This window comes from Streptomyces sp. URMC 123, assembly GCF_051386515.1.
Classification (GTDB): domain Bacteria; phylum Actinomycetota; class Actinomycetes; order Streptomycetales; family Streptomycetaceae; genus Streptomyces.
On the sequence record NZ_JBPQTV010000378.1, the window covers coordinates 1 to 5,648 of the forward strand.

5 protein-coding genes are annotated in these 5,648 nt (G+C 74.2%); 1 reads left to right on the top strand and 4 read right to left on the bottom strand.

Annotated features, from left to right (window positions below; all coding sequences use genetic code 11):
* Nucleotides 1-329 precede the first annotated feature (329 nt).
* Nucleotides 330-1,976 (top strand): DoxX family membrane protein, encoded by a 1,647-nt coding sequence (locus tag ACSNOD_RS27600; protein ID WP_436769790.1) that lies wholly within the window; start codon nucleotides 330-332, stop codon nucleotides 1,974-1,976.
* A 91-nt stretch (nucleotides 1,977-2,067) separates the two neighbouring features.
* Here the strand turns inward: ACSNOD_RS27600 and ACSNOD_RS27605 are convergent, their stop codons facing one another.
* From ACSNOD_RS27605 to ACSNOD_RS27620, 4 genes are all read right to left on the bottom strand, one after another.
* Entirely contained in the window at nucleotides 2,068-2,820 is a 753-nt protein-coding gene (locus ACSNOD_RS27605) for a nucleotidyltransferase family protein (protein WP_436769791.1), read from the bottom strand.
* 81 nt (nucleotides 2,821-2,901) lie between these two features.
* A complete protein-coding gene (locus tag ACSNOD_RS27610; RefSeq protein ID WP_436769792.1) occupies nucleotides 2,902-3,321 on the bottom strand; it encodes a hypothetical protein in 420 nt (139 codons plus the stop codon).
* A 210-nt stretch (nucleotides 3,322-3,531) separates the two neighbouring features.
* Complete coding sequence (locus tag ACSNOD_RS27615) at nucleotides 3,532-4,668, bottom strand: ABC transporter ATP-binding protein (RefSeq protein WP_436769794.1); 1,137 nt, start codon at nucleotides 4,666-4,668, stop codon at nucleotides 3,532-3,534.
* Nucleotides 4,669-4,850: 182 nt separating this feature from the next.
* Nucleotides 4,851-5,558 (bottom strand): methyltransferase domain-containing protein, encoded by a 708-nt coding sequence (locus tag ACSNOD_RS27620; RefSeq protein ID WP_436769793.1) that lies wholly within the window; start codon nucleotides 5,556-5,558, stop codon nucleotides 4,851-4,853.
* Nucleotides 5,559-5,648 lie beyond the last annotated feature (90 nt).

Genomic DNA, 5,648 nt, shown 5'->3' on the forward strand with positions numbered 1-5,648 from the left:
CCCCTACTGTTCTGTCTCCCTCCGTCAGGAGGCCCACCGTGTTTCCCTTCACGGGCGGGTGGGTGGGCGCAAAACCCGGCGCCGAAGGCGCCGCAGGCGGGCTTGTGACCCCCACCGTGTTTCCCTTCAGGGTGGGTGGGCGGGCGAAAAACCCGGCGCCGGAGGCGCCGTGAAGGGCTTGTGGCGCCCGCCGCGTCTCCGCTCACCGCACGCGTGGGCCCGGCCACTACGGGGAAGCCCGGACGTGGCGCAGGTCCGCGGCCGGCCGCGGCCGGGCGTCGGTCCGGACCGGAGGTCAACAGTGTCCTAAGCGCGCGTCACTCGGTTAGATGAGCGTGGACACCAGAAGACCCCGCCCTCCGGGGGGCCGCTCGCCGGGATTCGACGAAGAACCCGTGCTGAGCACGGTGAAGGTGCCGTCCGACCCGGCACAGGTCATCGTCAACCACGCCAGTTTCCGAGTCCAGCTCGCCTCTCCCGTCGTCCGCAAGGCCGGCGCGAACGACGAGACCGCGCGCCTGTCCGCGGTCCGCGCCGGCCCCTCCGCCGCCGCCGGAACCAAGCGCCGTACCCCCGTCGTGTGGAGCGGCCGCACCGAGCCCGGCAACGCCGCGGCGAGCCAGCTGTTCCAGGCCGTGCGCAAGGCGGAGGCGGCCGGTGCCCCGCCGCTCGGCGCGGGCGGGGACGCGGGCGCCACCCAGGTCCTGCCGCGCATCGGCGTGGACGACGGCCCGCCCACCGTGATCGGCCCGCGCACCAGCCCGCAGGGCCCGCCCGTGGGTCCGCTGCTGAAGGGCGTGCGCCCGGCCCGGGGCGCGTACGACGACGACCCGCCGTACGGGCCCGGGGACGACGACGGGCCCGCCGAGGAGTCCGCCGAGGCGGCCCGCCAGCGGCAGAACGCGGACGCGGTGCGCCACGCGTACTACCCCGGCCGCCGGATGAACCTCGGCGTCGTGCTGCTGCCGCTGCGGATCTTCCTCGGTTTCATCTCCATCTACGCCGGCATGGGCAAGCTCTGCGACCCCGTCTACTTCGACGGTGGCGAGCGGGGCTCGATGGTGACCTGGCTCCACTCCCTGCACCCGTGGGCGGTCGCCTCGCCGCTGCGCGACTTCGCGCTGGCGCACCCGGTCGGCTCCGGGCTGACGGTGGCGTTCCTCCAGGTGCTGGTCGGCGTCCTGACGATCTTCGGCCTGTGGCAGCGGCTCGCCGCCTCCGTGGGCGCGCTGCTGTCGGCGGCGCTGATCGTCACGGTCAGCTGGCGGACGGTGCCGGTGTACGACGCGCCGGACATCATCTACCTGGCGGCCTGGAGCCCGCTGGTCATCGCGGGCGCGCCGGTCTACTCCGTGGACGGCCGGCTCGCGAGCGAGGCGTGGCGGCGGCTGGGCCCGCGGGTGCCGATCTGGGACCTGCGGCGGCGGGTGCTGCGGCGCGGGGCCGTCATGGTGGCCGTCGTGGGCGGGCTGACGCTGCTCGCCGGCTCGGTGCTCGGCGGCGCGGTGCGGTCGTCCGAGGTGACGACGGTGCCGGGGCCGAGCGAGCCGCCGCGCAACCATCTGCCCGGGTCGCCGCTGCCGCAGCGGCCGGGCACCGAGCGGTCGTCCGTGCCGTCGGCCTCGGCCGGCGCCGGGTCGCCGGAGGCGAGCCGGTCGGCCAGCCCGTCGGCCACCACCCGGCCGACGGCGCGGCCGGGCGCGGTGCGCGAGACGACCTCCGTCGGCAGTGCGGGCGAGCGGTCGGCGACGCGGCCCGGGGGCGCGGTGCGCACGCCCCCCCGGCGGCAGCCGGTCGCCCCGCCGCCGCCCAGCCGGACGGCCGGGCCGACCTCCACGGGCGGCTCCGGCGGCTCCTCGGCCACGTCGGGCGGCTCCGGCGGGACCACCGGCGGTTCGGCTTCCACGGGCGGCGGCTCCGGCGGTTCCGGCGGCTCCTCCACCTCGGGGGGCGCGCTCGGCGGCCTCCTGGGCTGACACCGCGTACGGCGCAGGGCCCGACCCCTCCGGGGGCCGGGCCCTTCGTCATGCCGGGTGGGCGGCACGAGCAGCCCGCCGTCGTACGGGGCTAGCGCTCCGCGGCCAGTTCGCGGGCCGCCTCCGCGAGGTCCTTCGCCGTGTCGATGGCGCGCCAGTACGCCCCGTGCGGCAGCGGGAACCCCGCGAGCCGCCGCTCGCGCGCCAGCCGGGGGAACGTCGTCCGCTCGTGGTCGCCCCGCGCCGGCAGCAGCTCGGTGAACGCCGGCGAGAACACGTAGACGCCCGCGTTGATGAGGTACGGGGACGGCGGGGCCTCGATGAAGTCGAGGACGTGGCCGAACTCGTCCGTCTCGACGGCGCCCCAGGGGATGCGCGGCCGGGCCAGCGCCAGGGTCGCCGTCGCGTCGCGCTCCTCGTGGAACGCGGCCATCTCGCGCAGCGAGAAGCGGGTCCAGATGTCGCCGTTGGTGGCGTACCAGGGCCGGTCGGGGCGGGGCAGGGACGCGGCGGCGTGCCGCAGCCCGCCGCCGCGCCCGAGCGGCTCGGTCTCCACGACGGTGGTGACCCGCAGCGGGAGCCGGTCGGCCTCGGCGGCGAGCCAGTCCTGGAGCACCTCGGCGAGGTGCCCGCAGGAGACGACCGCGTCGGTGACGCCCTCGGCGGCGAGCCAGGCGAGCTGGTGGCCGATGATCGGGGTCCCGGTGCCGGGGATCTCGACCATGGGCTTGGGCCGGTCGTCGGTGTACGGACGAAGCCGTGACCCGTGGCCGCCGGCCAGGATCACGGCTTGAGTGGGGAAGGAGCGGGGGTCGTACGACCGCGCGCCGGGGTCACCTGTCATGGGGGCACGCTAGTGCGCGAGCGCGGCGGCGGCGCGCCGGGCGCCCCCGCCCGGGCTCGGCCGCCGCCGTGCGCGGGGCGCTCAGTTGGCCGCCTGGGCCACGCCGGAGGCGAACGACGTGTCGCAGACCGGCCGCGAGTGGGCCTGGGCCCGGTGCGCGGCGCCCTGGTACTTGGCGACGGCGGCCCGTCCCAGCGCCCGGGCGATGGACGCGCAGTGCCGGGCGAGCGACGGCCGCCGGTTCATCTCCTCCTGGAGATGGGTGAGCGCCACGCCCGGGTCCTTCTCCTGGAGCTCGGCCAGGAGCCGGTCGCGGAGCACGTCCTGCGGGGCGCGGGAACCGGACTGGGTGGAGGCGTTGTCCGAGGACGCGGTGAGCACCTGCGCGTTCGTGTTCGTCGCCCAGGGCACGCGGGTGACCGCGAGCGTCCCGGACAGGACGAGGACAACGGGAAGGACGAGAGCGAGAGTTCTGCCGATCCGGCGGGCTGCTTGGTTCACGGGGGGATCGTAGCGAGGGGTGATGATTTGGCGACATTTAGTCACCCTCTTGGGTGACGCATGGCCGAGCCGTTCGCTGCACCGTGTTGACGTCCTGGGGTGAAAAGCCCGGACTATGCGGTTATTTGTCGACAACGCGCGACAGCGCCGCCCGTTCGCTTGCTCCGAACGGGCGGCGCCGTGTCGTGGACGCCGTGGGTGGGCGCCGCGTCAGTCGCTGAGGCGCTCGCCCGAGGAGGTGGAGAAGACGTGCGTCTCGCCCGCCTGGGGGACCACGTGCAGCACGGAGCCCTTCTCCGGCACCCGCCGCCCGTGCACCCGCACCACGAGGTCCTTGCGCTCGCCGCCGACCTCGGCCGTGCCGTACACATAGCCGTCGGCGCCGAGCTCCTCGACGACGTTGACCGTGACGGCGAGGCCGGCCGGGGCGCCCGCGGTCTCCTTGGAGAGCGCGGCGGCGGTGGCGCCGTTCTGCTCGACGACGTCGAAGTGCTCCGGGCGCACGCCGACGGTGACCGTGCGGTCGCCCTTGTCGGCCGCCGCGGTGAGCGCCTCGCGGGGCACCGGGACGACGCTGTTGCCGAACTTCACGCCGCCGTCGGTGATCGGGACCTCGACGAGGTTCATGGCGGGCGAGCCGATGAACCCGGCCACGAAGAGGTTCGCCGGCCGGTCGTACATGTTGCGCGGCGAGTCGATCTGCTGGAGCAGGCCGTCCTTGAGCACGGCCACCCGGTCGCCCATGGTCATGGCCTCGACCTGGTCGTGGGTGACGTAGACGGTGGTGATGCCCAGGCGGCGCTGGAGGCCGGCGATCTGGGTGCGGGTCTGCACCCGGAGCTTGGCGTCGAGGTTCGACAGCGGCTCGTCCATCAGGAAGACCTGCGGCTCCCGGACGATCGCGCGGCCCATCGCGACGCGCTGGCGCTGACCGCCGGAGAGCGCCTTGGGCTTGCGGTCGAGGTACTCCGTGAGGTCCAGGATCTTCGCCGCGTCCTGGACCTTCTGCCGGATCTCCGCCTTGCTGACGCCGGCGATCTTGAGCGCGAAGCCCATGTTGTCGGCGACGGACATATGGGGGTAGAGCGCGTAGTTCTGGAACACCATGGCGATGTCCCGGTCCTTGGGCGGCAGGTGGGTGACGTCGCGGTCGCCGATGCGGATCGCGCCGCCGTCGACGTCCTCCAGCCCGGCGAGCATCCGCAGCGAGGTGGACTTGCCGCAGCCGGACGGGCCGACCAGGACGAGGAACTCGCCGTCCTCGATCTGAATGTCCAGCTTGTCGACGGCGGGCTTGTCGGACCCGGGGTAGATCCGGGTCGCTTGGTCGTACGTGACCGTGGCCATGGTGAGGGGTCCCTTCACCGGCAGGAACGTGCCGGACGATCCGAGTAAAGGTGGGGCCCACCGGCAGGTGGGCTGCGGCGACGGTACCCGGAGCGTGCGGTTTTGTCAGTAGTTCCCGCCGGTCAGGAGGCTTTTCCCACGCCGCGCCGAACGGCCGCGTACGCCGCCGCGGGCACGCGCCGCTACGACCGGATCAGCTCCAGCAGCCGGAACTCCACGTCCCCGTCGTCCAGGGCGACCGTCGTCGCGCAGACCTGCTCGATGCCGAACCCGGCCTCCGCCGCCAGGTCCCGCAGCAGCCGCTCGTTGCCGCGACTGTTGAAGCCGAGGAACGCCCGGCCGCCCTCCGCGAGCCGGGCCGGCGTCCCGGCGAAGAACGCCCGGTGGGCGGCGTAGTCGCGGTCCAGCGTCGCCAGTTCCATGTAGTGGGTGTAGGTGAAGTCCGCCGGGACCTCGATGGCGTTGGAGTTCCAGTAGACGAGGTCGAAGCGCTCGTCCGGGCCCACGGCCTCGTACATGTCGCTGTGCACGACCGTGACCCGGTCGGCCACCTCGTGCCGTACGGCGTTGAGCCGGGCGTTCTCGACCGCGCTCGGCATGATGTCGGCGGCCAGCACGCGCCGGCAGCCGCGCAGGGCGCCGAGGACGGCGGTCACCCCGCTGCCGCACCCCATCTCCAGGAACGAGCCGCCCTCGGGGTAGGGCAGCCACTCGGAGTAGAGGGCCGCGTCGGGGGAGTGGAAGGGCGCGAAGACCTCGGGCAGCAGATCCCAGCGGTGTCCCAGCAGGTCGAACTCCACGGGCTCGGTGCGGGCCCCGGCGGCCTTGAGCGCCTCGGATATGCCGGGCCCGTCGTCGGGGCGGCCGGAGTGACGGATCTCGGTGGTCATGGCACGGCCTTTCTCGCGTCAGGACGGAAAACCGCCGCGTACGGGAGTTCCGTACGGGGCGCTGTCGTACGGGAGGGGGAGGGGGCCGCC